Source organism: Streptomyces sp. 7R007 (assembly GCF_054850255.1).
Window position 1 is genome coordinate 23,411 of record NZ_JBTWMV010000017.1, and the last position, 21,773, is coordinate 45,183.

Consider the following 21,773-nt stretch of genomic DNA (forward strand, 5'->3'; position numbering starts at 1 on the left):
CCCCAGATGATCGTTCCTGACCCGAACCCCGAGATCGCCCCTGAAGTACCCCTGAGACCCCCCTGGACGCCCCGGGGACGGCAGCGGGGGGCGTCGCCGGGTGACCGCCTGCGGCACCGTGGCCGCCACGCAGGGCCCCCGCCCCAGGGAGCCACCGCCCAGCAGCCACAGCGCGCGGAACGGCGCGGTTACGGCAGCAAGCACGGCGATGCCACCGACGCCGACCGACCCGGCGGGCACGAGCCGGGCCGACCACAGACACACCACCCGAGCCGACACCCGCGTCCGCCACCCGCACGCCACCCGAGCCGACACCCACGTCCGCCACCCGCACGCCACCCGAGCTGATGTCCGCGTCCGTCGTATGCGATGGCGTGGGGTTCTTCGTGGCGTCCTGTGTGGGCCGTTGTGTCATCCGGCCGTCCCGAGAGGCGGGGCCGGTGTGCCGCCCGCGTCCAGGTACGCCTGCGGGGGCTTGAGGCGTTGGCCCGGGAAGCCGCCCTTCTCGTACTTGAGGAGCTTCTTCGCCTTCTCGGGGTCCGTCTCGCCCTCGCCGTACGCCGGGCAGAGCGGCGCGATGGGGCAGGCGCCGCAGGCGGGCTTGCGGGCGTGGCAGATGCGGCGGCCGTGCCAGATCACGTGGTGGGACAGGTCCGTCCAGTCGCTCTTGGGGAAGAGCGCTCCCACGGCGGCCTCGATCTTGTCCGGGTCGGTCTCCTCCGTCCACCGCCAGCGCCGTACCAGCCGCTGGAAATGGGTGTCGACGGTGATGCCGGGGCGCCCGAAGGCGTTGCCCAGGACCACGAAGGCGGTCTTGCGGCCCACGCCGGGCAGCTTGACGAGGTCCTCCAGGCGGCCGGGGACCTCGCCTCCGAAGTCCTCCACGATCGCCTTCGACAGCCCTATCACCGACTTGGTCTTGGCCCGGAAGAACCCGGTGGGACGCAGGATCTCCTCGACCTCCTCCGGGTTGGCGGCGGCCAGGTCCTCGGGGGTCGGGTACTTCGCGAACAGGCCCGGCGTCGTCTGGTTGACCCTGAGGTCGGTCGTCTGCGCCGACAGGACCGTGGCGACGATCAGCTGGAAGGGGTTGTCGAAGTCCAGCTCCGGGTGGGCGTACGGATACACCTCGGCGAGCTCGCGGTTGATGCGGCGGGCGCGGCGCACCAGCGCGGTGCGCGACTCGCCCTTGGGCACGGTCGCGGCGACCGGCTGCGCGGGCGGGGCGTCCTGGACGGCGGCCGTGGCCTTCTTCGGTGCGACGGCCACTTTCTTCGTGGCGACCTTCGCGGTCTTCTTCACCGCGCTCTTCTTCACCGCGGCCGCCTTGGAAGCGCTCTTCTTCGCGGCCGTCTCAGAAGCGCTCTTCTTCGCGGCCGTCTCAGAAGCGCTCTTCTTCGCGGCCGTCTTCTTGGCTGACGTCCTCTTCGTCGTCGCCGTCTTCGCCGTCGCCTTCTTCACGGGCGCCGCCTTTGTCTTTTTCGCCGGTTTCCCTCCGCCGTCGGGGCCCTGTTCGCCCACAGCGGAATCACGACGTACAACCACCCGCCCAGCCCCCTTGGCCTGTGCTCTCACCGGCGTTTTGGACACCCGGCCAGCCTAAAGCCCGGCACCGACATCCGCCCCGGACCCGGGGGATCGGCCCCCGATTGGACCCCTGCCGCTTACCCCGGGACATGTGTACGGCATCCTTGTGACAGATCACACTGTTTGGACCGTCCGGCAAAATGGGGAACCAGGTCCCCTGGTACCAAGGGGAAAGCAAGATCCCCTGAGCAGGTCGACAAGGAGAGAACTCGTGGACGACGTTCTGCGGCGCAACCCGCTCTTCGCGGCGCTCGACGACGAGCAGGCCGCGGAACTCCGCGCCTCCATGAGTGAGGTGACCCTCGCACGCGGAGACTCGCTCTTCCACGAGGGCGACCCCGGTGACCGGCTCTACGTGGTCACCGAGGGCAAGGTCAAGCTGCACCGCACCTCGCCCGACGGCCGCGAGAACATGCTCGCCGTCGTCGGCCCCGGCGAACTGATCGGCGAGCTGTCGCTGTTCGACCCGGGCCCGCGGACCGCGACGGCCACCGCGCTCACCGAGGTCAAGCTGCTGGGCCTGGGCCACGGCGACCTCCAGCCCTGGCTGAACGTACGGCCCGAGGTGGCCGGCGCCCTGCTGCGCGCCGTCGCCCGGCGCCTGCGCAAGACCAACGACCAGATGTCCGACCTGGTCTTCTCGGACGTCCCCGGCCGCGTGGCACGGGCGCTGCTGGACCTCTCGCGCCGCTTCGGCGTGCAGTCGGAGGAGGGCATCCACGTCGTCCACGACCTCACGCAGGAGGAGCTGGCGCAGCTGGTCGGCGCGTCCCGCGAGACGGTCAACAAGGCGCTGGCGGACTTCGCCCAGCGGGGCTGGCTGCGCCTTGAGGCGCGCGCCGTGATCCTGCTGGACGTGGAGCGCCTGGCGAAGCGCTCGCGCTGACGTCCTCCCCGGTGCCCCCGAAGGGCCTCGACCCCCAGGGCCACATCGCGCGCGAAGGCTCCCTCGCCCGCATCCCGCCCGCCTTCCGCCCTGTGGTGGCCGCCGCCCGCGACCGTCTCCAGGACGTCTTCGGCACGCGGCTGCACAGCGCGTACCTCTACGGCTCCGTTCCACGCGGCACCGCGCGCGTGGGGCGCAGCGACCTGGATCTGCTGGTGGCGTTGCGGGAGGAGCCCACCGAGGCGGACCGGGGCGCCACGCGCGCGCTCAGCGAGGCGCTCGACAGGGAGTTCGCGCAGATCGACGGCGTGGGCACGCTGCTGTACGGCCGGGAGCGGCTGCTGAGCGAGGCGGAGACGTACGACCTCGGGTGGTTCGTCGCCTGTCTGTGCACGCCGCTGCTGGGCGAGGACCTCGCCGCGTACCTGCCGCGCTACCGCCCCGACTCCCTGCTCGCCCGCGAGACCAACGGCGACCTCGCCCTGTTCCTGCCCCGCTGGCGCGAGCGGATCGCGGCCGCCGAGGACACGGACGAGGCCCGGCGGCCCCTGGTGCGCTTCCTGTCCCGGCATCTCGTACGCACCGGGTTCACGCTCGTCATGCCCCGCTGGGGCGGCTGGACGAGCGACCTGGCGGAGATGGCCGAGGTGTTCGCCGCGTACTACCCGCAGCGCGCCGCGCAGCTGCGCGCGGCGGCCGTTCTCGGCCGCGAGCCGGTCGGGGATCCGGTCGTGCTGCGGACGTACGTGGACGACCTCGGACCGTGGCTCGCGGACGAGTACGCGCGCGTGCACGGCGTGAAGGCCCCCAGGCCGGACTAGGAGACGCGCGGACCGGCGGGCTACGGGCCGGCGTACTGCCCGCGCACTAGATGAGCCCGTGTTCCTCCAGGTAGTCCAGCTGGGCCCGGACCGACTGTTCCGCCGCCCACCACAGGGAGCGGTCCACGTCGGCGTACACGTGGGCGACGACCTCCGAGGGCGTGCGGTAGCCGTTCTCGACCGCCGTCTCGACCTGGGCGAGACGGCTGGCGCGGTGGGCGAGGTAGAACTCGACGGCGCCCTGGGCGTCCTCCAGGACCGGTCCGTGGCCGGGCAGGACCGTGTGGACGCCGTCGTCGACCGTCAGGGACCGCAGCCGGCGCAGCGAGTCCAGGTAGTCGCCCAGACGGCCGTCGGGATGCGCCACGACCGTCGTGCCGCGGCCCAGGACGGTGTCGCCGGTCACCACCGCCCGGTCGGCCGGGAGGTGGAAGCACAGGGAGTCCGAGGTGTGGCCGGGAGTGGGAACGACCCTCAGCTCCAGGCCGCCGACGGTGACCACGTCCCCGGCCGCCAGCCCCTCGTCGCCCAGCCGCAGCGCCGGGTCCAGGGCCCGCACCTTGGTGCCGGTCAGCTCGGCGAAACGGGCGGCGCCCTCGGCGTGGTCCGGGTGGCCGTGGGTGAGAAGCGTCAGGGCGACACGCCGGCCGGCCTGCTCGGCGGTGTCGACGACCGCGCGCAGGTGCCCCTCGTCCAGGGGCCCCGGGTCGACCACGACGGCCAGATCGGAGCCGGGCTCGGCGAGGATCCAGGTGTTCGTGCCGTCGAGGGTCATCGGCGACGGGTTGGGCGCCAGGACGTTGACGGCTCGCGGCGTGGCGGGGCCGGTGAGCACCGCGCCTCGTGGCTGGCCGGGAAGGGCTGTCGCGTCCGTCATACGGTGCTTCCTGTCGCGTCCGTCATGGTCAGGCTCCGCCGGTGGGGATGTGCTTGGTGAACTCGTCGTGTCCCGGCCAGCTCAGCACGATCTCGCCCGTGCCCTCCTCCAGCCGGGCCCGCGCCAGCACCGGCGTCATGTCCCGCTGCGGAGCCGCCGCGAGCGCCTCGGCCGCCGTGGCGTAGGGCGTCAGCTGACGCAGGGTCGAGATGGTGGGCGGCATCATCAGCAGCTCGCCCTTGTCGTAGCCGTCGGCGGCGTCCCGGGGCCGTGTCCACACCGTGCGGTCGGCCTCCGTGGAGGCGTTGCGGGTGCGCTGGCCGTGCGGGAGGGCGGCGACGAAGAAGAACGTGTCGTAGCGGCGGGCCTCGAACTCGGGCGTGATCCAGCGCGCCCAGGCCCCCAGCAGGTCCGAACGCAGCACCAGGCCGCGCCGGTCCAGGAACTCCGCGAAGGACTCCTGGCGGGCCACCAGCGCGGCACGGTCGGCCTCCCAGTCGGGCCCGGTCGTGTCGTCCACCACGGAGTCGGGCGTACGGCCGGCGAGCAGGACGCCCGCCTCCTCGTACGTCTCCCGTACGGCCGCGCAGACGATCGCCTGGGCCGTCTGCTCGTCGACGCCGAGCCGCTCGGCCCACCACGCGCGCGTAGGGCCCGCCCAGCGGACGTGCCGCTCGTCGTCGCGCGGGTCGACGCCGCCGCCCGGATAGGCGTACGCGCCTCCGGCGAAGGCCATGGAGGCGCGTCTGCGCAGCATGTGCACCACGGGGCCGCTCGCGGTGTCCTTCAGGAGCATGACGGTGGCGGCGCGCTTGGGGGTGACGGGTGTGAGGGTGCCGTCGGCGAGCGCACGGATGCGTTCCGGCCACTCCTGCGGAAACCACTGCCCATTCGCCATGGCCGGAGGCTATCCCGTGGTGCGCGAATGTTCGAGAGGTCCCCGAGGTCAGAGCGCCGCCCCCGCGGCGCGCCTACGGTACGAGCTCCACCTGGATCTCGACCTCCACGGGCGCGTCCAGCGGCAGCACCGCCACGCCCACCGCGCTGCGCGCGTGCACGCCCTTGTCGCCGAGCACCTCGCCCAGCAGTTCGCTCGCGCCGTTGAGGACCCCCGGCTGGCCGGTGAAGTCGGCGGCCGAGGCGACGAAGCCGACGACCTTCACCACGCGCGCGATGCGGTCCAGGTCGCCGGTGACGGACTTCACGGCGGCCAGCGCGTTCAGGGCGCAGGTGCGGGCCAGTTCCTTGGCCTCCTCCGGGGTGACCTCCGCGCCCACCTTGCCGGTGACGGGCAGCTTGCCCTCCACCATCGGCAGCTGGCCGGCCGTGTAGACGTACGCACCCGACTGCACGGCCGGCTGGTACGCGGCGAGCGGCGGGACGACCTCCGGCAGCGTCAGGCCGAGTTCGGCCAGCCGCGTCTCGACGGCGCCCACTACTGCTTCTCCCGCTTCAGGTAGGCCACCAGCTGCTCGGGGTTGTTCGGTCCGGGCACCACCTGGACGAGCTCCCAGCCGTCCTCGCCCCAGGTGTCCAGAATCTGCTTCGTGGCGTGGACGAGCAGCGGCACGGTTGCGTATTCCCACTTGGTCATGTGGCCGACTCTAGCCGTTGCCCGGCCACCATCCGCTGTCGAGTTATCCACAGGCTGTCGCGTGATCCGCACGGGGACTGGTTAGGCTCGAAGACGTGAGCAGGCTCCAGGTCGTCAGCGGCAAGGGCGGGACCGGAAAGACGACGGTCGCCGCCGCACTCGCGCTCGCCCTCGCGACCGAGGGGAAGCGGACGCTTCTCGTCGAGGTCGAGGGCCGGCAGGGCATCGCGCAGCTCTTCGAGACCGAAGCGCTGCCGTACGAGGAGCGGAAGATCGCCGTCGCTCCCGGGGGCGGGGAGGTGTACGCCCTCGCCATCGATCCCGAACTGGCCCTTCTGGACTACCTCCAGATGTTCTACAAGCTCGGGGGCGCCGGCAGAGCGCTGAAGAAGCTCGGCGCGATCGACTTCGCCACCACCATCGCACCGGGCCTCAGGGACGTCCTGCTGACCGGCAAGGCGTGCGAGGCGGTGCGCCGCAGGGACAAGAACGGGCGGTTCGTCTACGACTACATCGTCATGGACGCCCCGCCGACGGGCCGCATCACCCGCTTCCTGAACGTGAACGACGAGGTGGCGGGCCTCGCCAAGATCGGCCCGATACACAATCAGGCGCAGGCCGTGATGCGGGTGCTGAAGTCCGCGGAGACGTCCGTGCACCTGGTGACGCTGCTGGAGGAGATGCCCGTCCAGGAGACCGTCGACGGCATCGCCGAACTGCGGGCGGCGCGGCTGCCGGTGGGCCGGATCATGGTGAACATGGTGCGCCCGGAGGTGTTGGACGGAGCCGACCTGGAACTCGTACGGACGGTGCCGCGCACCGCCGTCGCCAGGTCGCTGTCCGCGGCCGGGCTGGGCGGGGCGCGCCGCGGCGGCAACGCGGAGAAGCTGGTCGATCCACTGCTGCGGCAGGCCGAGGAGTACGCCGAGCGGTACGCGCTGGAGCACGAACAGCGCTCCGTGCTGGCCGAGCTGGGCCTGCCGTTGCACGAACTGCCGCTGCTCGCCGAGGGCATGGACCTGGCGGGCCTGTACGAACTGGCCACCGAGCTGCGGAAGCAGGGGATGTCATGAGCCCGCACGAACCGGCACACCGACTGGCTCCCGCGCGCGTGCTCGACGTCGACCCGCTGCTGGACGACCCGACGACCCGGATCGTGGTGTGCTGCGGCTCGGGCGGGGTCGGCAAGACCACCACGGCGGCCGCCCTGGGGCTGCGTGCCGCCGAGCGCGGCCGCAAGGTGGTCGTGCTGACCATCGACCCGGCCCGCCGGCTCGCCCAGTCCATGGGCATCGACTCCCTCGACAACATCCCGCGCCGGGTCAAGGGCATCGAGGACTCCGCCGGCGGCGAGCTGCACGCGATGATGCTGGACATGAAGCGCACCTTCGACGAGATCGTCGAGGCGCACGCGGATCCGGAGCGGGCCGCCGCGATCCTGTCGAACCCCTTCTACCAGTCGCTCTCGGCGGGCTTCGCGGGCACGCAGGAGTACATGGCGATGGAGAAGCTGGGCCAGCTGCGGGCCCGGGACGAGTGGGACCTCATCGTCGTCGACACGCCCCCGTCGCGTTCGGCGCTGGACTTCCTGGACGCCCCGAAGCGGCTGGGTTCCTTCCTCGACGGCAAGCTGATCCGCGTGCTGCTGGCGCCGGCCAAGGTCGGCGGACGCGCGGGGATGAAGTTCCTGAACGTCGGGATGTCGATGATGACCGGCGCCCTGGGCAAGCTGCTCGGCGGGCAGCTGCTGAAGGACGTACAGACGTTCGTGGCGGCGATGGACTCGATGTTCGGCGGGTTCCGCACGCGCGCGGACGCGACGTACAAGCTGCTTCAGGCACCCGGTACGGCGTTCCTGGTGGTGGCGGCGCCGGAGCGGGACGCGCTGCGGGAGGCCGCGTACTTCGTGGAGCGGCTGGCGGCCGAGGACATGCCGCTGGCCGGGCTGGTGCTCAACCGGGTCCACGGCAGCGGCGCCGACCGGCTGTCCGCCGAGCGGGCGCTCGCCGCCGCGGAAAATCTTGTGGAGTCCCGCATTGTCGATCAGGACGGCGGGAAAGCTGGTCTTCGTAACTCTCCCGACACGTACGGCAGTTCAGAATCTCCCGCCTCGGCGTCCGGTGACTCTCCCGCATCGGCACCCGACGGCTCCATCGCGTCGGCGGCCGACGGCTCCTCCGCATCCGCCGACGACCCCTCCGCGTCGGCGGACGAGCAGTCCGTCGAGCGGCTCACGGCGGGCCTGTTGAGGCTGCACGCCGAACGGATGCGGCTGCTCTCCCGCGAGCAGCGCACGCGTGACCGCTTCACCGCGCTCCACCCCGAGGTGGCGGTGGCCGAAGTCGCCGCGCTGCCCGGCGACGTGCACGACCTCGCGGGGCTGCGGGACATCGGTGACCGGCTCGCGGCCAACCGGCCGGAGCTGCCGACGGCGGGTGCCTGAGGGTTCCCGGTCGCCCGGGGGTTCCGAGGGTTCCCCGGTCGGGGGACGGCCTCGGGGTCTCAGCTCACCGCCGCGTAGTTCTCGTACACCTGGTCGTCGTCGAGCGGGACGATGCCCACACCGCGCTCGTACTCGCTGCGAGCGGTCTCCAGCAGCCGGCGCCACGAGGTGACGGTCGGCCGCCTGCGCAGCAGGGCGCGGCGCTCGCGCTCCGTCATGCCTCCCCACACGCCGAACTCGACGCGGTTGTCGAGCGCGTCGGCCAGGCATTCGGTGCGTACCGGACATCCGGTGCACACCGCCTTGGCCCTGTTCTGCGCTGCTCCCTGAACGAACAGTTCATCCGGATCGGTAGTGCGGCAGGCAGCCTGCGCACTCCAGTCGGTTACCCAGCCCATACCGGCGCCGTCCTCTCCCGAATCGAGGCTCCCCCACGGCGGCAGCGGCATATTCACCGCCGCCAGTTGAGGACGTTACGGAAGGTGGGCACAGCGCAACACCCCCTTCGGGCCCAATCTTGAATGGCCCGAACGGACTATGCGTAAGCGGCAGATCACCCGGGGGAGTGAGCTGGTGACATGCGTGATCATCCCGGCAAACCGGGACAGTTCTGCTGAGTCACAACGGACGCCGGATGACACACAAGGCGGATTCGGACACGCCCCCACCAGAAAGTCGGGGAACCTCCGGAACGATTCGGGGTCGCCGGACGTATTGATACGTGGCCCTGCTGCTGTGACAGTTGAGAGCAGCTTAGGCCAACGCCTGCACGCGTGTCCGGCGAATGAGAACGTAGGCAGCCCACTTGCCATGCCGTCATGCCGGAGCGGGAGGACGGGGCGCGCATGCGCGACGGCCACAGGGCCCGGACGTCATGTCACGATCCGGGGCGCGAACCTCCCGGTAGGCACCCGCTCCATCGGAACGCTCAGGAGTACGGATTAGGCTGCCCCCATGCCAAAGAAGCGCTCGGGCGGTGGTCTGTCCCCCACGCAGCAGGCCGCGAAGTTCCTCGGTGTCAGCGTGCTCTCCGGAGCCGTCCTGGCCGGCATCGCCCTGCCCGCCGTCGGTGCGCTGGGCCTGGCGGCCAAGGGGTCGGTGGAGAGCTTCGACGAGCTGCCGGCCAACCTCAAGACGCCCCCGCTCAGCCAGCGCACCACCATCCTCGACGCCGACGGCGGCCAGATCGCCACGGTGTACTCCCGCGACCGTACGGTGGTCGGCCTGAAGGACATCTCGCCGTACATGCAGAAGGCGATCGTCGCGATCGAGGACTCGCGCTTCTACCAGCACGGCGCGATCGACCTCAAGGGCGTGCTGCGCGCCCTGAACAAGAACGCGCAGAGCGGCGGCGTCGCCCAGGGCGCGTCCACACTCACCCAGCAGTACGTGAAGAACGTCTTCGTGGAGGAGGCCGGCGACGACCCCACCAAGGTCGCCCAGGCCACCCAGCAGACCCTCGGCCGCAAGATCAAGGAGCTGAAGTACGCGATCCAGGTCGAGGAGGAGCTCGGCAAGAAGAAGATCCTCGAGAACTACCTGAACATCACCTTCTTCGGTGAGCAGGCCTACGGCGTCGAGGCCGCCGCCGAGCGCTACTTCTCCAAGCACGCCAAGGACCTCACCCTCCCGCAGTCGGCCCTCCTCGCCGGCATCGTCCAGTCCCCGAGCCGCTACGACCCGGTCAACGACGAGGCGGAGGCCACCAAGCGCCGCAACACCGTGCTGCAGCGCATGGCCGACCTCGGCGACATCTCCCAGGCGGAGGCCGACCAGGCCGGCAAGGAGCCCCTCGGCCTGAAGGTCAGCCAGCCCAAGAACGGCTGCATCACCGCCGTCAAGGGCGCCAGCTTCTTCTGCAAGTACGTCGAGCAGGTCTTCCTCAGCAACCCGGTCTTCGGCAAGACCAAGGAGGCCCGGGCCAAGATCTGGAACCAGGGCGGCCTGACGATCCGCACCACGCTGGACCCGCAGGCCCAGCAGTCCGTCCAGGCCTCCCTCAAGGACCACGTCTACAAGTCGGACAGCGTCGCCGCCGCGGCCACGCTGGTCGAGCCCGGCACCGGCAAGGTCCTCGCGATGGGCCAGTCGAAGCCGTACGGCTACGGCAAGAACGAGACCGAGATCAACTACTCGGTCGGCGCCGACATGGGCGGCTCCAACTTCGGCTTCCCGACCGGTTCGACGTTCAAGCCCTTCGTGGCCGCGGCCGCGCTGGAGGAGGGCCGGCCGGCCAACCAGGAGTACTCCTCGCCGTACCAGATGGAGTACCCGAGCCCGGTCCAGACGTGCAGCGGCAAGCCGTGGACCAACCAGAACGGCGAGAAGCTGGAGAACGAGAGCGAGTCGGAGCACGGCCCGTACCAGCTCAGGGAGGCCATGGCGAAGTCGGTCAACACCTACTTCGTGCAGATGATCTCCGACATCGGCCTGTGCCCGGTGGTCGACATGACCAGCAAGCTGGGCGTCGTGCAGGGCGACGGCCAGAAGATCCCCGAGGTGCCCGCCATCGCCCTGGGCTCCAAGGGCATCGCCCCGCTGACCATGGCCACCGCCTACGCCGCCTTCGCCAACCGCGGCATGTACTGCACGCCGATCGCGATCGAGTCGATCACCCAGAAGATCGGCGACAAGCAGAAGTCCCTGGAGGTGCCGAAGTCGACCTGCTCGCGCGCGATGAGCGAGAAGACCGCCGACACGGTCAACACCCTCCTGCGTGGTGTGATCGACTCCGGCACCGGCCAGCAGGCGGGTCTGACCGACCGCGAGAGCGCCGGTAAGACGGGTACGACGGACGAGCGCAAGAACGCCTGGTTCGTCGGCTACACGCCGAACCTGGCCGGCGCCGTCTGGGTCGGCAGCGCCAGCCAGCAGGTCAAGATGCGCGACATCTCCATCGGCGGCGTCTACCACTCCCTCGTCTACGGCGCCGACACGCCCGGCCCGATCTGGAAGGACGCCATGACCGGCGCGCTCGACGGCAAGCCCGTCGAGTCCTTCAACCTGGTCGACATCCCCGGCGGCAACGACAAGGGCAACGGCAACGGCAACGATGACGGCAACAACGGCGACAACGGCGGCACCACCGACGGCGGCCTCATCGGCGGCCTGATCAACGGCGGTACGGACAACGGCGGCACGGACGGCGGCACCACGCCGACGCCGACGTTCTCCATCCCGGACAACCTGTTCCAGGGCACGAGCAACGGGAACGGCAACGGCGGGCGGCGCGGCTGAGGCCGGGCGGCGGCTGCGCTCCGGGCTGTTCACGACGGCCGACGGCCCCTTCTCCGTCGTACGCGATCCGCTGCACGAGGAAGAAGGGGCCGTCGCTTCATGGTGATCGCCTGAGGGGGGCTTTGCCTAGTCGGGCTTTGCCTGGCTGGGGTTTGCCTGGCTGGGGTTTGCCTGAGTGGGGCTTCGCCTGGCTCGGCTTTGCCTGACTGGGGCATCACCTGAGTGGGGCTTTGCCTGGCTGGGGCATCACCCGACTGGGGCGTCGCCTGAGTGGGGCGTCGCCCGACTGGGTCGTCGGCGGGCTGGGGCGTCGCCTGACGGGCGCCGTCGGCATGACGGCTGCCGACGTCCCGCCCGCGCTCCCACTCCCGCGTCCGGCCCCCGCGTCCTGCTCCCGCCTGCGCTCCCGCTCGCGCGTCCGGCCCCGCTCCCGTTCCCTCTCCCTCTCCCTCTCAGCCGGCCAGGAACTTCTTCACCGCCGCGGCGACACGCCCGCCCTCGGCCTGACCGGCCACCTTCGGGTTCACGATCTTCATGACGGCGCCCATGGCCCGCGGCCCCTCGGCGCCCGCCGCCTTCGCCTCCTCGACGGCCTGCGCGACGATCGCGTTCAGCTCGTCGTCGCCGAGCTGCTTGGGCAGGTACGCGGCGAGCACCTCGCCCTCCGCCCGCTCACGCTCTGCCGACTCGGCCCGACCACCCTGCGCGAAGGCCTCGGCCGCCTCCCGGCGCTTCTTCGCCTCACGGGCGATCACCTTCTGCACCTCGTCGTCGGAGAGCTCGCGCTTCTCCGTACCCGCGACCTCCTCCTTGGTGATCGCGGTGAGCGTCAGCCGCAGCGTCGAGGAGCGCAGCTCGTCGCGCTCCTTGATCGCGGCGTTGAGGTCTTCCTGCAGCTTCGACTTGAGCGTGGTGGTCATGCGTCCGATTGTCGCAGGTGCGCGAGACCTGATGCCCGTTCATTTGGCGGCGGACGGACGGCGCGGCTCAAGTGCCCCTCCGCGTCTGACACGATGGGCGTATGCGCGCGCGATACGGAGTACCTCTGTCCATCGCGGCGGCTGGCGCCGCCGGTGTGGTGTACGCGGCGGGTTTCGAGGCCCGCTCCTTCCGCCTGCGACGGGTGACGGTCCCCGTCCTGCCCGCCGGGATGCGCCCCCTGCGCGTGCTCCAGGTGTCCGACATCCACATGGTCGGCGGCCAGCGCAAGAAGCAGCGCTGGCTGCGCTCGCTGGCCGGGCTGCGCCCCGACTTCGTGATCAACACGGGGGACAACCTGTCGGACCCGGAGGGCGTGCCGGAGGTCCTGGACGCGCTCGGCCCGCTGATGGAGTTCCCGGGGGCGTACGTCTTCGGTTCGAACGACTACTACGGCCCCCGGTTCCGCAACCCGGCCCGCTACCTGATGGAGAAGGTGCAGGGCCGCCACGGTCTGAACGGCAACCCGCCGGTCGTCGGCGCGATCCACAACCCGTGGGAGGACCTGCGCGACGGTTTCGACGCGGCGGGCTGGCTGAACCTGACGAACACGCGGGGCACGCTGAAGGTCGAGGGCGTGTCGGTGGAGCTGACGGGCCTGGACGACCCGCACATCAAGAGGGACCGCTACCCGCAGGTGGCCGGCGGCCCGTCCGCGTCGGCGGACTTCTCGATGGGCGTGGTGCACGCGCCCTACCTGCGCGTCCTGGACTCCTTCGCGGCGGACGCGTACCCGCTGATCCTCGCCGGCCACACCCACGGCGGGCAGCTGTGCATCCCGTTCTACGGCGCCCTGGTCACCAACTGCGATCTGGACACGGACCGGGTGAAGGGCCTGTCGACGCACACGTCGGAGGGGCGTACGTCGTACCTCCACGTCTCGGCGGGCTGCGGCACGAACCGCTACACGCCGCTGCGGTTCGCGTGCCCGCCGGAGGCGACGCTGCTGACGCTGGTGGGCGCGGAGAGGTAAGCGTTGGCAACCAGGGGCAACCGGGGGTAACTGGGGATAAATGGGGTACGGGGCCTCCCCCGGACAGCCCACCCACATGGTGACCGATACGCCCCTTTCCTACCTTTAGGGCATGACCGCCCCGATACCCAGGGACATCCCGGACCTCCCCGCGGTCCCGGGCGTACCCGCGCTGCTGCCCTCCCCCGTCCCCGCAACGGCGGTGGTGGCCCCCGTGCGCCGCCCCCTGACCGCCGTATACCGCCTGCTGGTGGCCCTGGCCGCGGCAGGCGCCGTGACGCTGGACCTGCTCCTGGGCAGCCCGCCCCTGGTCCTGAGCTACTTCACGATCCAGAGCAACATCCTGCTGGCCCTGGTGTTCGCCCTGGCGGCCCGCCGCGCCTGGACGGCCCGCCGCCCGCTGCCGGCCGGCTTGACAGGGGCGACGCTGCTGTACGTCGTGATCGCGGGCCTGGTGTACCACCTGCTCCTGGTCCGCACGGGCACGCAGTTCTCGATGACGACCCCGACGCCGGCGGCCCCACTGACGGGCTGGCCCAGACTGACCAACGCCCTCCTGCATACGGCGGTCCCGATAGCCGCGCTCCTGGACTGGCTGCTGCTGACGTCCCCCGGCCGCCTGCACCTGCGCCAGGCCGCGCCGTGGCTCCTGTACCCCCTGGCCTACCTGGCCTTCTCCCTCACCCGAGGCGAACTCCTCCAGCCCTCCACCCCGGCCCGCTACCTCTACCCCTTCCTGGACGTCGACCTGCACGGTTACAGGAGCGTCCTGGGCAACGCCCTCCTCCTCGGCCTCTCCTTCTACGCCCTGGCCGTCCTCCTCGTGGCCCTCGACCACGCCCGCCCCAACCCGATCCGCCACCGCGCCAAAACCGGATTTCGTCTACAGCCACCGGTGGGCTAAAGTAAACGACGTCGCCGCGACAAGCAGGACCTGCAGCGACACCGGGGTGTAGCGCAGCTTGGCAGCGCGCTTCGTTCGGGACGAAGAGGTCGTGGGTTCAAATCCCGCCACCCCGACAGTGAAACACCAGGTCAGGCCCGGTGCTGAGAGATCAGCATTGGGCCTGATTTGCTCTGTGACCCCGTTTTGGGAGCCGTTTGGGAGCCAACTTCCAGAAACCGGCTCCCGGCGGCTCCCAGCGAGCGGCCGTCCGCCGTCCAGCCCGCTCTTTGCCGCTCACGCTGGGAAAGGGTCATCCCTACGGTTGTGCGAGGCCGATCACAGGCGGTACGACGATCGCCATGCACCGATGGTCTCCGTTAAATGACCGGCAGCTCGCGCTCCTCACCCGCATCGAGGACGGAACCGACCCCGTCACGTCGGACAGCCCCGAGTTCGCTCTCACCGCCCGCGCGCTCAAGGAGCGGCGCCTGATCACCATGCCCAAGCAGGATGGGAAGTGGCAGGCGGAGATCACTGACGCGGGGCGCTTCTACCTGGAACACGGCCATCACCCAGACCGGCCGGAACCGGCGCCACGCAAGCAGCGTTCGGCGGGTTCCGAGCAACGGACACGGCCTGCCCCTCCTCCGCAGAAGCAAGACACGGCTCCGTCCACGACGAAGCCGGCGCCGCAACGCGCCGCCAAGCCCCCGCAGGTGTCGTCGGCGGAAATCGGAGCCGCCTTGATCGCGGAAGTACAGCAGGCTGGGCGGTTCCTCCGGATCCCGAGCCCCAGCGACCAGGAGCGAGCCCGCTATCGCAGGGCCTTCGACGCAGCCCGGCAGTGTGCGCCCGAGGGGTACCACCTGAAGTACAGCGGACGGGCGAAGGGGGACTTCTTCCTCGGTCTACTCAGGGTGTCGGGAGAGGACGACACCGAGTGGAACCGCATCCGGCTGGCGCGCAGCCGGGTGATCAGCGATGTCGAGGACGTGATCGCCGCTGTCACGGCGGACCACAGCGCCTTCGAGATCTCGGAGGAGGTCCTGCCGCGAGTCCTCTCGCTGCTCCGGCTCCTCGCCGAGCAGGCACTCGCCCGCCACGGCGAGATCACTGTGTCCAAGAAGCGCAAGCAGCCCAGGCCCCTGCTCACCGTCCACGGCAGGACGTACGAGGTCAGCTTCCGTGAACGGCAGAAGCAGGTCCGGTACGTGCCCAAGCAGCCGGGCCGACGTACGTACGACTGGCAGCGGGTGACGCCGGCGCACAGGTTCGAGCCATCCGGCGAGCTGGAACTGCTGATCAGCCAGCACTCGGGCTACGGCTACGGCCACAGCTACGGTTGGAAGAAGGAATGGGCCGACACCGCCAAGAAGCCGTTGGAGGAGCAGGTCGGTTCGGTGTTGCGGGCGCTGAAGGCGCGCGCGGAGGAGCAGGAGCGGGCTCGGCTGGAACGGGAGGCGGAGCAGCGGCGCCTGCGAGAGGAGCGGGAGCGGCAGGAGGCGGAGCGTCGGCGTCTGGAGGCGGAGCGGGAAGAGCGCGAGAGGCGGGAGTGGGAGTCCGCCGTCAGTGCCGCCTCGATCAAGGCGGTTCACGCCCTACGGGCGGAGCACTTCGGCACAGCCCTGGAGCAGTGGAAGGTGGCTGGGGAGATCCGGGTGTTCTGCGGCGCTCTGGACGAAGCCGCCGCCACATCGGACGACGCCGTCGAAGCCGAGCGGCTGCGAGAGTGGTCGGCTTGGGGAAAGGCGGAGGCCGACCAGCTGGACCCCACCATGAACGGCAGGGGTCTGGCCGTTCTCGACTTCTACTCGGAGCCGACGGGAGATCAGCTACGGCCCTTTCTCGGTGGCTGGAACCCGCACCGGCCGGAGAGGGAGCAGCCTGCGGCACGGCCTGAGCCGCAGAAGCCGACCCCGGAGCCGTGGCGCGGCTCTATCGACGCACGTCAGGATCAAGGCTGGCGATATGGACGCCAAGGTCGCGCTCAATGGTGGAGGCGATGACGCCGTGCCCACGGTCGCGTAGGGCCTTGACCGCCTTCTCCACCAGCTGGCCGAGCCGGATGACCTCTTCGCGCAGTGCGACCAGCTCGTCGTAGCGCTCAGCCTTGTCGTCGCCGCACCACACCCGGACGGTCCGCAGAACGGCCGCCTCCGCATCCAACTTGCGGTCGTCCCGACGACGGTACGAGTACCAGGAGGGCTGTGCGCGCTCCTGCTCGATGTCCTGCTGCTTGCGGTCCACCTCTGGGAGGATCTCATCGGCGAGGCGGCCCGCTACCTGACGGGCGACGCGTTCGGTGACCGGCCAGCCGGCCAGGCACATGCCGGCGCGGTCCTCGTGCACCATCGGGTCACTGCGGAGCGCGGTGGCGTCCATGCCGATGAGCGGCGCCGTCTCGTCGAGTCGGCTCAGTTCCAGAACTCCCGCGTCCGCCACCCCTCGGCGGAGGCGCAGCCTGTTCTTCGGCCGGACGAACCCGAGGATCAGGCGCGCGGCCTCGAAGTCCGTGCTGCCTCGTACGTGGCGTGACACCTCGGCCAGTCTGAGCTCGGCCTCGTCATCCGCGCGGAACGCCTCGACGTCTGACCACAGTGCTACGAGGCAGCCGGGGCTGACCCATTCCTGCAGGCCGGCGTCATCCCCTTCCAGGAACCGGACATGGACCCAGCCAGACCTGCCACGACCGCCCACCCGGACGATCTCCACCTGCCTGACAGGGCTGCCCAGCTCCTTCGGCCTCGCGCGGTATGCCCAGTGCTCGCCAGTCTCCATGTACCTATTGAGCCAGGTCCGTTGGCCCCGCTACTGGGCAATCGTCGTAACTGCTGGAGTGAGACGGCCGCGCGGAGTTGACGCGGCCTCGCGGAGGCATCACGGACATGGCTGTGCCCTCCGGGAGTTGTCGCCGGAGGGCACAGCACATTTACTGCTACGACTTGACGGGCACCCGGGACACCTCGCGTGCCCGCAGGAGATCATTCAGCACGCGCACTGGTGACGTGGCACTCATGGCCAAACGCGCGTCGAGCGCTGCCTCCCACTGCTCGGTCAGCCCCAACATGAGCCGCTTGCGCATGCCTGAGGTGACGTGGGCGTAGCGCGCCGAGACCGAGCCGTCGATGTGGCCCATGCGTTCGTCCATGAGCACCTTTTCGGTTCCCAGGTCCTCCATCATCGTCCGGTGGGTGTGGCGGAGGCCGTGGGGCGTAAGTCCCTTGGCTATCGGGAGCCAGCAGGCGTCGGCCCGTTCGCTGGCACCCCGACCCCGTGCCGGGACACCGGGCCACGGCTCGCCGAGTAGGGGTACCGGCCGTGGCTCCTGCGGTGCCTTCTTCGGGTACCAGCCGGAGACCGCCGGCGTGAACAGCCAGGTTGCAAAACCGTTCCTGCGCCAGTGGGCGGCATGCTCCGGTACGACGCCGCCCCGGACGAATCGGAGGTCCGCGATGGCCTGCTCGACCTTCTCTCGCGTGGCCTCGGTGACGCGTTCGGGGTGGTTGAGGACGTTGGACACCGTGCCGGTCGAGACGCCGGCACGGCGGGCGACGTCGACGAGCTTCGCGCCTTGGTGGCCGCCTGTGCGGGCCGGGCCCTGTCCTCGGAAGACGTAGGTCTTGCCGTGGCAGGGGCATGGCTTGGGCTTCGTGCGGGCGATGTGGTTGGCGACCAGCGCGGACAGCCAGTCCATCGAGTCGATGGTGCGGTAGCTGTCGTCCTTCGGTGGGCAGCGCACCAGCTCCCCCGTGTCGAGCTCGTACAGCTGCCACTCGACCCGGACGGCTCCAGGGCGGACGAACGCGGTCTCCAGGCCGACGATCTCGCCCCAGCGCATGCCGGTGTACCCCTTGAGGACCACGGCGACGAACTCGTCGTCGCGGCCGGAGAGCAGGGCGGCGCGCTCGGCGGTCAGCAGGATGCCGAGCGCGTCGGTGACCACCTTCTCCGGGCCACGGTCTCGGGAGCGGCCGGCGCGTTTGCCCCGTCCGCGCCGCCGAGCGGCCGGGTTGGACGTGATCAGGCCCTCGTCGATCGCGTCCTCGAAAATCAGGTGGAGCGTCGAGCGCCAGGTCTTGACGCTGGAAGCGGCATAGAGGGCCTTCTCCTTCTTCTCCCACAGGTCGACGTCCGTGCGCAGGATGCCGGCGAGCGCCTTGTCCTCGAACTCAGGGAGGAGGTGCTCCTCGATGTGGCGCTTGTAGTTCTGCATGGTGGAGGCGGCCAGGTCCTGGGCCTCGTACCAGCGGTTCGCGTACTCGCCGAAGGTCTCCTGGCCGAGGGCCGGGTCGCGCCAGTCGCCGCGACGGTACTTGTTTTCGGCCTCAGCCGCTGCCCGTTGGGCCTCGCCCTTGGTGGCGAACCGGATCGCCTTGCCGTTCTCGTCGACGACCGTGTTGTGCTTGCCGGGCGCGACCTTGTACCGGCCGCGCCAGTAGTTTCCACGCTTCTCCGCGAAACCCAAGTCCCGCTGCCCCCCTCTTCCTTGTCCTCGGCTACGGCAGATGCGATCGGGTCACGCGACAGTGCCGTACTGCTGCTGTCGACGCGGCGGGCGGGCCCGCAGGCGGGTCGCCGGCGCAACGACAGGGCGGCGAGGTTGCCCGGAGCCGGTCTGCGCACCGGGCTCGGAGAGCGGCTCGGTCACCCGTGCGACTGCCTGCGCAGGCTGGGCCGGCCGCTCCTCGTAGAGGCGGATGATCTCGGCGAGGTGCTCGGCGGTGAAGCGGTAGGCACGACCGACCCGGGTGTGCGGTATCAGGCGCCGTCGCGCTCGGTCCTTGACCCACCAGGCCGAGCAGCCGAGGGTGTCGGCGATCTCTTCGGGGCGGTAGAGGCGGGGTGGAGGGGCGTCGGACGGCCTGTGGGGGACGGGAGCGGGCGTGGATCGGTGCAAGGCGGCGGCTCCTGGTCGGGAGGTTGGGGAGGGCTGCGTGGGCGGCTCAGGCGGCACCCGGCCCCTGGAGGAGGGCGGCGGGTGACACCTGCAGGGCTGCGGCGATGGCGACGAGGTCGTCGATATCGCATCGCCGCTTGGCGAGTTCGATGCGGGACAGCATTGTGTTGGACATAGGACGGCCCAAAGCGGTACACCGCGCGGCGAGTTGGCGCTGCCCAAGGCCGCGTTCCGCGCGAAGGATTTCGATGGTGCGAGCCGCCAGCATTCCTGCGGGCCCTATTTCCAGAGATCGTGCTGCCATGGCTCTAGTTGTAGCGTGCATTCTCCGGTTTGGTTAACCGGCGATCGTCGGCTATGTTGCGCCGCGCTCAATCGGTGAGCGAGGCGATCGGGGTGCTGCGCAGGGCCGGATCCCCGAACGTGCCCCGACACCATAGAGCCTCTCTGACGTGGGGTGTTGTGTTGTAGCTTCGTCGCTCGCGGGACGTCAACGGCTTGCCGATGTGATCCTTCTGGCTCGGGATGCGGGGCAACTATTTGGTCAACCGCCGATCGTGCCCTACCGTTTTCGCACCGCCCTCGCCGACTCGATTTCCAGCGGCATTTCTGCCGTGAGAGATTGCGCCAGATAGGGCTGGACTTGCGCGCTGTGGGTGTGGCTATGTTGACGACACCTCGGAAAGCGCAAGCGGCCATCAACGCTCCCGCGTCAACGGCCCGACATCCCCGCCCTTCACGCCCGACCCGCCCCCGACCGACGGTGAACCGTGGGCACCCAGCCCACCGGTCACCGAGTGAGGACCGCCCCTCTTGGCACGAATCCGCACCATCAAGCCGGAAGCCTTCGTCTCCGAGTCCCTGGCCGCCGTCTCCCTGACCGCCGAGCGCACCTTCTTCGGCCTGCTCACCCAGGCTGACGACCAGGGGCGCCACCGCGACCACGCCGCGATCATCGCCGGGCAGCTGTGGGTTCTGCGCCCGGAACACACGCCTGGCGCTGTCGAGCAGGACCTCGCCCAGCTCGCCGACGCTGGGCTGATATGCCGCTACAAGGGTCCGGGCGACAAGCGCTACCTGCACATCGTCACCTGGCGGCAGCATCAGAAGATCAATCGCCCCAGCGCGAGCCGTCTTCCAGCCTGCCCGCACCACGACACGCAGGCTCGCACCGCGCCTGGCGTCGATGCGTCGGCTGCGGGAGTGGGCGTCACGGAGCCCGCACCGCAGCCTCACGGAGCCCTCCGTGAGGGCTCCGGGCGAATACGCGAGCCTGCGGTGAATCCGGTTACCGATGACGAAACAGCAGGTCAGGGCGATTTCAGTGAGCCCTCCGTGAGGCAGCGAGGAGGGCTCAGTGAGGGAGCGGTGACGCCTCAGCGTCCGGATCTAGGACCTAGGATCATGGATCTAGGAAATACCCCTTCGGGGGGCGCAAGCGCCCCCGCACCCCACGCCGTCTCGGCCAACGAGCTCATCGCCGAGTACGCCGCCGCTTGCACACACCGTCCGCCCAAGGACGTCCTCGGCCATCTCGCTCGCGAGGTGCGCAAGCTGCTCGGCGAGGGCATCGCCCCCGCCCACATCCGGGCCGGCCTGGAACGGCACCGCGCCAAGGGCCTGCATCCCAGCACGCTGCCGAGCCTCGTGCACGAGGCCATGAACGCGGCCCCCACCGTGCCGGTTGCCCACAGGTCGTGGACAAACCCCGCCGATGTCGAAGCCGCCTACGGAGGTGACCTCTGACCGCCACCCTCACCCGCGAGCCCCACCGGGTCGGCCCGCTCGCCGACCGGCTCAACGGCATCCTTGCCAGTCGCGGCATCGACCTCGCCACCGCCGCCGTCGAGGACGGGCACGCCGAGCCCGTCACCGCGCTGGAACTCGCCGACGCCAGGATCCCCGCCCGCTACCGCCGAGCCCTGGCCGACCACCCGAAGGTCACCGCCTGGGCCGACGAGATCGCCCGCGCCGGACGCCCCGGCCCCGGCGGGCCGGGCATCGCTGAGGGCCCGTCGCTGCTGATCGCCGGCCCCACGGGCACGGGCAAGACGTACCAGGCGTACGGCGCCATCCGCACCCTGCTCGCCCGAGGGGTCCGTCTGCGCTGGGAAGCGACCACCACCGCCGACTTCCACGCGCGCCTGCGCCCACGCGCCGGCCACGACGCCGAACGGGAGCTGCAGACCCTGGCGCGCTGCCCGCTGCTGTTCCTGGACGACCTCGGCGCGGCCAAGACCAGCGAATGGACCGAGGAGCTGACCTACCGGCTCATCAACCACCGGTACGAGCACATGCTCCCAACCCTCATCACCACCAACCTTCCGATGGAGCAGCTGCGCGTCACCCTCGGTGACCGCGTCGCCTCCCGCCTCGCCGAGATGACGGAGCGCGTCATCCTCGACGGCCCCGACCGACGACGCCGCACAGCGCCCGCCGCCTGACTGGCCGCCTCAGCGCCCTCTCCTGGCCGACCCCGCCGCATCACCCGCGCTCACACCAGCCCTGCCCGCACCAACCACTCGCGCAGACGGTGCTCAACGCCCCGTCGATTCAGCCTTCGCCCTCAATCCTCGACGCCTTGGAGCCCCCTC

General features: G+C 70.4%; 21 protein-coding genes and 1 tRNA gene. 11 read left to right on the forward strand and 11 right to left on the reverse strand.

The features are described from left to right. Window positions 1–411: 411 nt before the first annotated feature. Entirely contained in the window at window positions 412–1,461 is a 1,050-nt protein-coding gene (gene nth, locus ACYF6T_RS22760) for an endonuclease III (RefSeq protein WP_461698656.1), read from the reverse strand. Window positions 1,462–1,798: 337 nt separating this feature from the next. Here nth and ACYF6T_RS22765 point away from each other — a divergent pair, with 337 nt between their 5' ends. Continuing rightward, entirely contained in the window at window positions 1,799–2,473 is a 675-nt protein-coding gene (locus tag ACYF6T_RS22765; RefSeq protein ID WP_058924095.1) for a Crp/Fnr family transcriptional regulator, read from the forward strand. Between the two features lie 11 nt (window positions 2,474–2,484). Further along, window positions 2,485–3,294, forward strand: a complete 810-nt coding sequence (locus ACYF6T_RS22770) for a nucleotidyltransferase domain-containing protein (protein ID WP_461698657.1) — start codon at window positions 2,485–2,487, stop codon at window positions 3,292–3,294. A 46-nt stretch (window positions 3,295–3,340) separates the two neighbouring features. Here ACYF6T_RS22770 and ACYF6T_RS22775 read toward each other — a convergent pair whose 3' ends face one another. The 4 genes from ACYF6T_RS22775 to ACYF6T_RS22790 all read right to left on the reverse strand — a co-directional run bounded on the left by ACYF6T_RS22775 (window position 3,341) and on the right by ACYF6T_RS22790 (window position 5,765). After that, window positions 3,341–4,171, reverse strand: a complete 831-nt coding sequence (locus tag ACYF6T_RS22775) for an MBL fold metallo-hydrolase (protein ID WP_461698658.1) — start codon at window positions 4,169–4,171, stop codon at window positions 3,341–3,343. A 28-nt stretch (window positions 4,172–4,199) separates the two neighbouring features. Continuing rightward, window positions 4,200–5,069, reverse strand: a complete 870-nt coding sequence (locus tag ACYF6T_RS22780) for an NUDIX hydrolase (RefSeq protein WP_461698659.1) — start codon at window positions 5,067–5,069, stop codon at window positions 4,200–4,202. 73 nt (window positions 5,070–5,142) lie between these two features. Further along, on the reverse strand, window positions 5,143–5,607 hold the full coding sequence (locus tag ACYF6T_RS22785) for a RidA family protein (RefSeq protein WP_461698660.1): 465 nt from the start codon (window positions 5,605–5,607) through the stop codon (window positions 5,143–5,145). Then, on the reverse strand, window positions 5,607–5,765 hold the full coding sequence (locus ACYF6T_RS22790) for a DUF4177 domain-containing protein (RefSeq protein WP_003991873.1): 159 nt from the start codon (window positions 5,763–5,765) through the stop codon (window positions 5,607–5,609). The genes ACYF6T_RS22785 and ACYF6T_RS22790 overlap by 1 nt, the downstream gene beginning before the upstream one ends. A gap of 95 nt (window positions 5,766–5,860) precedes the next feature. Between ACYF6T_RS22790 and ACYF6T_RS22795 the strand changes: the two genes are divergently transcribed. Then, window positions 5,861–6,838, forward strand: a complete 978-nt coding sequence (locus tag ACYF6T_RS22795; RefSeq protein WP_461698661.1) for an ArsA family ATPase — start codon at window positions 5,861–5,863, stop codon at window positions 6,836–6,838. Continuing rightward, window positions 6,835–8,208 (forward strand): ArsA family ATPase, encoded by a 1,374-nt coding sequence (locus ACYF6T_RS22800; RefSeq protein ID WP_461698662.1) that lies wholly within the window; start codon window positions 6,835–6,837, stop codon window positions 8,206–8,208. Before ACYF6T_RS22795 ends, ACYF6T_RS22800 begins: the two co-directional genes overlap by 4 nt. Window positions 8,209–8,267: 59 nt before the next feature. On the opposite strand, the gene wblA is transcribed toward ACYF6T_RS22800, so the two are convergent. Continuing rightward, the gene (gene wblA / locus ACYF6T_RS22805; RefSeq protein ID WP_137303403.1) at window positions 8,268–8,606 is read right to left on the reverse strand and encodes a transcriptional regulator WblA; all 339 of its coding nucleotides are present in this window, start codon (window positions 8,604–8,606) and stop codon (window positions 8,268–8,270) included. Between the two features lie 556 nt (window positions 8,607–9,162). Here wblA and ACYF6T_RS22810 point away from each other — a divergent pair. Next, window positions 9,163–11,445: a transglycosylase domain-containing protein gene (locus ACYF6T_RS22810; protein ID WP_461698663.1), complete on the forward strand. Its 2,283-nt coding sequence runs from the start codon at window positions 9,163–9,165 to the stop codon at window positions 11,443–11,445. Between the two features lie 452 nt (window positions 11,446–11,897). On the opposite strand, the gene ACYF6T_RS22815 is transcribed toward ACYF6T_RS22810, so the two are convergent. Then, on the reverse strand, window positions 11,898–12,365 hold the full coding sequence (locus ACYF6T_RS22815) for a GatB/YqeY domain-containing protein (RefSeq protein ID WP_461698664.1): 468 nt from the start codon (window positions 12,363–12,365) through the stop codon (window positions 11,898–11,900). Between the two features lie 101 nt (window positions 12,366–12,466). Between ACYF6T_RS22815 and ACYF6T_RS22820 the strand changes: the two genes are divergently transcribed. From ACYF6T_RS22820 to ACYF6T_RS22835, 4 genes are all read left to right on the forward strand, one after another. Next, window positions 12,467–13,396 carry a metallophosphoesterase gene (locus tag ACYF6T_RS22820; protein WP_461698665.1) on the forward strand — a complete coding sequence of 310 codons (930 nt, stop codon included), beginning with the start codon at window positions 12,467–12,469 and terminating at the stop codon, window positions 13,394–13,396. A gap of 112 nt (window positions 13,397–13,508) precedes the next feature. Next, window positions 13,509–14,300, forward strand: coding sequence for a Pr6Pr family membrane protein (locus ACYF6T_RS22825; RefSeq protein ID WP_461698666.1), 792 nt, complete (start codon window positions 13,509–13,511; stop codon window positions 14,298–14,300). A 42-nt stretch (window positions 14,301–14,342) separates the two neighbouring features. Beyond that, a tRNA-Pro gene (locus tag ACYF6T_RS22830) sits at window positions 14,343–14,416 on the forward strand. Window positions 14,417–14,569: 153 nt separating this feature from the next. Further along, complete coding sequence (locus ACYF6T_RS22835) at window positions 14,570–16,288, forward strand: PE-PGRS family protein (RefSeq protein WP_461698667.1); 1,719 nt, start codon at window positions 14,570–14,572, stop codon at window positions 16,286–16,288. Here ACYF6T_RS22835 and ACYF6T_RS22840 read toward each other — a convergent pair. The 4 genes from ACYF6T_RS22840 to ACYF6T_RS22855 all read right to left on the reverse strand — a co-directional run bounded on the left by ACYF6T_RS22840 (window position 16,218) and on the right by ACYF6T_RS22855 (window position 19,483). After that, window positions 16,218–17,060, reverse strand: a complete 843-nt coding sequence (locus tag ACYF6T_RS22840) for a PE-PGRS family protein (protein WP_461698668.1) — start codon at window positions 17,058–17,060, stop codon at window positions 16,218–16,220. The two genes, ACYF6T_RS22835 and ACYF6T_RS22840, sit on opposite strands and share 71 nt — an antisense overlap. Before the next feature lie 157 nt (window positions 17,061–17,217). Beyond that, complete coding sequence (locus ACYF6T_RS22845) at window positions 17,218–18,747, reverse strand: LacI family DNA-binding transcriptional regulator (protein ID WP_461698669.1); 1,530 nt, start codon at window positions 18,745–18,747, stop codon at window positions 17,218–17,220. Window positions 18,748–18,798: 51 nt separating this feature from the next. After that, window positions 18,799–19,179, reverse strand: coding sequence for a helix-turn-helix domain-containing protein (locus tag ACYF6T_RS22850; protein ID WP_351195535.1), 381 nt, complete (start codon window positions 19,177–19,179; stop codon window positions 18,799–18,801). 46 nt (window positions 19,180–19,225) lie between these two features. Then, a complete protein-coding gene (locus ACYF6T_RS22855) occupies window positions 19,226–19,483 on the reverse strand; it encodes a helix-turn-helix domain-containing protein (RefSeq protein ID WP_461698670.1) in 258 nt (85 codons plus the stop codon). A 509-nt stretch (window positions 19,484–19,992) separates the two neighbouring features. On the opposite strand from ACYF6T_RS22855, the gene ACYF6T_RS22860 reads away from it, so the two are divergent. Both ACYF6T_RS22860 and ACYF6T_RS22865 read left to right on the forward strand, forming a co-directional pair. Continuing rightward, window positions 19,993–20,925: a hypothetical protein gene (locus tag ACYF6T_RS22860; RefSeq protein WP_461698671.1), complete on the forward strand. Its 933-nt coding sequence runs from the start codon at window positions 19,993–19,995 to the stop codon at window positions 20,923–20,925. Beyond that, a complete protein-coding gene (locus ACYF6T_RS22865) occupies window positions 20,922–21,623 on the forward strand; it encodes an ATP-binding protein (RefSeq protein WP_351195547.1) in 702 nt (233 codons plus the stop codon). The genes ACYF6T_RS22860 and ACYF6T_RS22865 overlap by 4 nt, the downstream gene beginning before the upstream one ends. Window positions 21,624–21,773: the final 150 nt, after the last annotated feature.

Bases quoted from the DNA above. Each gene is read 5' to 3' on its own strand.
- ACYF6T_RS22775 (WP_461698658.1), bottom strand. From the start codon at position 4,171: ATGACGGACGCGACAGCCCTTCCCGGCCAGCCACGAGGCGCGGTGCTC.
- ACYF6T_RS22780 (WP_461698659.1), bottom strand. From the start codon at position 5,069: ATGGCGAATGGGCAGTGGTTTCCGCAGGAGTGGCCGGAACGCATCCGT.
- ACYF6T_RS22790 (WP_003991873.1), bottom strand. From the start codon at position 5,765: ATGACCAAGTGGGAATACGCAACCGTGCCGCTGCTCGTCCACGCCACG.
- ACYF6T_RS22800 (WP_461698662.1), top strand. From the start codon at position 6,835: ATGAGCCCGCACGAACCGGCACACCGACTGGCTCCCGCGCGCGTGCTC.
- wblA (WP_137303403.1), bottom strand. From the start codon at position 8,606: ATGGGCTGGGTAACCGACTGGAGTGCGCAGGCTGCCTGCCGCACTACC.
- ACYF6T_RS22810 (WP_461698663.1), top strand. From the start codon at position 9,163: ATGCCAAAGAAGCGCTCGGGCGGTGGTCTGTCCCCCACGCAGCAGGCC.
- ACYF6T_RS22815 (WP_461698664.1), bottom strand. From the start codon at position 12,365: ATGACCACCACGCTCAAGTCGAAGCTGCAGGAAGACCTCAACGCCGCG.
- ACYF6T_RS22820 (WP_461698665.1), top strand. From the start codon at position 12,467: ATGCGCGCGCGATACGGAGTACCTCTGTCCATCGCGGCGGCTGGCGCC.
- ACYF6T_RS22825 (WP_461698666.1), top strand. From the start codon at position 13,509: ATGACCGCCCCGATACCCAGGGACATCCCGGACCTCCCCGCGGTCCCG.
- ACYF6T_RS22840 (WP_461698668.1), bottom strand. From the start codon at position 17,060: ATGGAGACTGGCGAGCACTGGGCATACCGCGCGAGGCCGAAGGAGCTG.
- ACYF6T_RS22855 (WP_461698670.1), bottom strand. From the start codon at position 19,483: ATGGCAGCACGATCTCTGGAAATAGGGCCCGCAGGAATGCTGGCGGCT.